Source organism: Verrucosispora sp. SN26_14.1, assembly GCF_004307965.1.
Classification (GTDB): domain Bacteria; phylum Actinomycetota; class Actinomycetes; order Mycobacteriales; family Micromonosporaceae; genus Micromonospora.
Genome location: NZ_SISL01000547.1, coordinates 1 through 3,554 on the forward strand (window position 1 = coordinate 1; position 3,554 = coordinate 3,554).

4 protein-coding genes are annotated in these 3,554 nt (G+C 71.9%); 3 read left to right on the forward strand and 1 reads right to left on the reverse strand.

Features of this window, described 5'->3' with window-relative positions; translation table 11 throughout:
• Positions 1 to 142: acyl-CoA dehydrogenase family protein (locus EYA84_RS28780; protein ID WP_255446671.1), on the forward strand; the 142-nt coding region annotated here is incomplete at its 5' end.
• A 60-nt stretch (positions 143 to 202) separates the two neighbouring features.
• Here the strand turns inward: EYA84_RS28780 and EYA84_RS28785 are convergent.
• Positions 203 to 853 carry a hypothetical protein gene (locus EYA84_RS28785; protein ID WP_131057117.1) on the reverse strand — a complete coding sequence of 217 codons (651 nt, stop codon included), beginning with the start codon at positions 851 to 853 and terminating at the stop codon, positions 203 to 205.
• Positions 854 to 876: 23 nt separating this feature from the next.
• Between EYA84_RS28785 and EYA84_RS28790 the strand changes: the two genes are divergently transcribed.
• Both EYA84_RS28790 and EYA84_RS28795 read left to right on the forward strand, forming a co-directional pair.
• Positions 877 to 1,401 (forward strand): acyl-CoA thioesterase, encoded by a 525-nt coding sequence (locus tag EYA84_RS28790; protein ID WP_131057119.1) that lies wholly within the window; start codon positions 877 to 879, stop codon positions 1,399 to 1,401.
• A 177-nt stretch (positions 1,402 to 1,578) separates the two neighbouring features.
• On the forward strand, positions 1,579 to 3,549 hold the full coding sequence (locus EYA84_RS28795) for an acetoacetate--CoA ligase (RefSeq protein ID WP_131057121.1): 1,971 nt from the start codon (positions 1,579 to 1,581) through the stop codon (positions 3,547 to 3,549).
• Positions 3,550 to 3,554: the final 5 nt, after the last annotated feature.

A 3,554-nucleotide genomic window follows, 5' to 3' on the forward strand; every position in this document is an offset into this window, starting at 1 on the left:
GGTGCAGTTGCTCGGCGGCTACGGCTACACCCGGGACTACCCGGTCGAGCGGATGATGCGGGACGCCAAGATCACGCAGATCTACGAGGGCACCAACCAGGTGCAGCGCATCGTGATGGCCCGCCAGTTGCTCAAGGACTGACGACGGAGGGCTCCGCCCGGTGGCACACGACCACCGGGCGGAGCCCTTCTCTCCGTTCGATCAGTTGCGCGCGTCGTCCTGTCGCGGCAGGCCGCCGGGCGGTGCCGACCAGGGCGACGTTCCACTGGTACGCCGGGGCAGCGGCTCGGTCGGCGTGTCGTCCGGGTCCGGGTAGCCGAGGCTCAGCGGCTCGGTGTCCCGTTCCGCCGACTGCGGCGGCGGCCACTCGGTCACCGGCAGGTCCTGGGTCGTCGCCTCGGCCGGCGGCGGCACCACCGGTGCGGGCCTCGGCCAGCGCCGCCACCGCTGCCCGCTGAACGTCGCCATCAGCAGCAGCAGGCCGATCAGGAACAGGGTGCCGTTCTGCACCGGCAGCCGCAGCGGCAGCGGGTCGCCGAGGAACTCCCAGTCGGCCGGGATGCGCTCGCGGACCCGGAAGGGCGCGACGAACAGCCCGACGTACGGGGTGATCAGCAGCAGCCCGGCCACCAGCGGGCCGAGCGGTGAGATGCGCAGTGTGCCGAGCAGGCCAAACACGATGCCGCCGACGGCGAGATAGACGGCCGGTTCGATCAGGTTGGCCGTGTTCGAGGTGCCGATCTCCACCCACCGGTCGACTGTGCCGGCCGACCCGTCCTGCCCCAGGGTGACCAGCACCCAGGTGACCGGTGCCACCACCAGCCCGGCGAGGAAGCTCCACAGATGTCGCATCCGCGCACCGTACCGTTTCCGCCATGACCGAGCACCCCTCCGCCGCGCCACCGGGCAAGCCGACGTCGTACTCCCGCGTGACCCTCAGCCGAATCATGACGGCGGTGGACGTGAACCTCTACGGCACCGTGCACGGCGGGGTGCTGATGAAGTTCGTGGACGACGTCGCCGGTGCCGCCGCGGCCCGGCACAGCGGGGGTACGGCGGTCACCGCCGCGATCGACGAGATCGTCTTCTCCGAGCCGGTCCGGGTCGGTGACCTGATCCACGCGTACGCCCAGATCAACTGGACCGGGTCGACGTCGATGGAGGTCGGCGTACGGGTGATGGCCGAGCGCTGGGACTCGGCCGAGGCGGAGCCGGTGCGGGTGGCCACCGCGTACCTCGTCTTCGTCGGCGTGGAGGTGGGCGGCGCGCCACGGGCGGTGCGGCCGGTGCTGCCGGAGACGGCGGAGGACAGCCGTCGCTGGCGTGAGGCGGAGATCCGCCGGGCGCACCGGCTCGCCCGCCGCCGCGCCATCCAGCATGCGCGGAGCGAGTCCGGCTGAGCGATTGTCGTGGCCTGCTGCGTTAGCAGGGGACCCCGGTACTACCGCAGGCGTTAACAAGGTGCCCTTCCTTACATCCGGGCGCACCGGTGACGGCAGCGGATGCGCGACGGTAGGGCAGGATGACGCCACGGCCCACCGCACAGCGTCGTGCCGGGCCAGGGGAGGAGTGGACCAGTGACGGACGTGCTGTGGACGCCGCCGGCGGACGTGCTCCAGCGCTCACGCATCGGGACGTACCTGCGGTGGCTCGCCGAGAACCGGGGGCTCGATTTCGCCGGCTACGACGCGCTGTGGCGGTGGTCGGTCACCGACCTGGACGCCTTCTGGCGCTCGATCTGGGACCACTTCGAGGTCGTCGCGCAGACCCCGCCGACCGCCACCCTGGGCGCCCGCGACATGCCGGGGGCCCGGTGGTTCCCCGACGCCACGCTCAACTACGCCGAGAACGTGCTGCGCATGCCCGGCCGCGCCGACGACGACCCGGTGGTGATCGCGCACTCGCAGACCCGTGCCCCGGTCACCCTGACCGCCGCCGAACTGCGCGACCAGGTCCGCCGGGTGGCCGCCGGGCTGCGCCGGCTCGGCGTGGGCACCGGCGACCGGGTGGCCGCGTACGCACCGAACATCCCCGAGACGTACGTGCTGCTGCTGGCGACGGCCAGCCTCGGGGCGATCTTCTCCTCGTGCGCGCCGGAGTTCGGCACCCGCAGTGTCACCGACCGCTGGCAGCAGATCGAGCCGACCGTACTGGTCGCGGTGGACGGCTATCGCTACGGCGACAAGCCGGTGGACCGGCGTACCGAGGTGGCCGCGATCCGCGCCGCACTGCCGTCGCTGCGGCACACGGTGAGCATCGCCTACCTCGACCCGGCGGCCCCGGCCCCGGCCGGCGCGCTCTCCTGGGCCGAGCTGGCGGCGGAGACCGACGAACCGGCGACGTTCACCCCGGTCCCGTTCGACCATCCGCTGTACGTGCTCTACTCCTCGGGCACCACCGGGTTGCCCAAGCCGATCGTGCACGGGCACGGCGGCATCCTGCTGGAACACCTCAAGATGCTCGCCCTGCACCACGACCTCGGTCCCGCCGACCGGTTCTTCTGGTTCACCACCACCGGCTGGATGATGTGGAACTTCCTGGTCTCCGGCCCGGCGGTGGGCACGACGATCGTGCTGTTCGACGGCAACCCGGGCCACCCGGACCTGGGCGGGTTGTGGCGGCTCGCCGAGGAGACCGGCACCACCTACTTCGGCACCTCGGCGCCGTACCTGCTGGCCTGTCGCAAGGCGGGCCTGGCCCCGCGCGAGATCGCCGACCTGTCCGCGCTGCGCGGGCTGGGTTCGACCGGTGCGCCTTTGCCCGCCGAGGGCTTCACCTGGGTGTACGAGACGGTCGGCACCGACCTGCAACTCCAGTCGCTGTCCGGCGGCACCGACGTGTGCACCGGCTTCGTCGGCGGCGTGCCGCTGCTGCCGGTGCACGCCGGTGAGATCACCTGCCGGGCGCTCGGCGCCAGGGTGGAGGCCCGCTCGGCCGACGGCACCCCGGTCATCGGCGAACTGGGCGAACTGGTCATCACCGCGCCGATGCCGAGCATGCCGGTGGGCTTCTGGAACGACCCCGACGGGACCCGCTACCGGGAGGCGTACTTCGACGTCTACCCCGGAGTCTGGCGGCACGGCGACTGGATCACCATCAACGCGCGCGGTGGTTGCGTGATCACCGGTCGATCCGACGCCACCCTGAACCGGGGCGGCGTACGCCTGGGCACCGCCGAGTTCTACTCCGTGGTGGAGGGGCTGGACGAGGTCGTCGACTCGGTGGTCGTACACCTGGAGGACGACGAGGGCGGCGCCGGTGAGCTGCTGCTCTTCGTGGTCCTCGCCGACGGCCTCACCCTCGACGACGATCTGCGCGCGACGATCTGCCGCGAGCTGCGCACCGCCCTCTCACCCCGGCACGTCCCCGACGAGATCCACCAGGTGCGCGCGGTGCCCCGGACCCTGTCGGCGAAGAAGCTGGAGGTACCGGTCAAGAAGATCCTCACCGGTACCCCGGTCGACCAGGCCGCCGCCAAGGGCGCCCTGGCCAACCCCGACTCCCTGACCGCCTTCGCCACCCTCGCCCAATCCCGCCCCACCCCCTAACCACC

Coding starts and splice junctions, on each gene's coding strand:
- EYA84_RS28790 (WP_131057119.1), top strand. CDS start 877: ATGACCGAGCACCCCTCCGCCGCGCCACCGGGCAAGCCGACGTCGTAC.
- EYA84_RS28785 (WP_131057117.1), bottom strand. CDS start 853: ATGCGACATCTGTGGAGCTTCCTCGCCGGGCTGGTGGTGGCACCGGTC.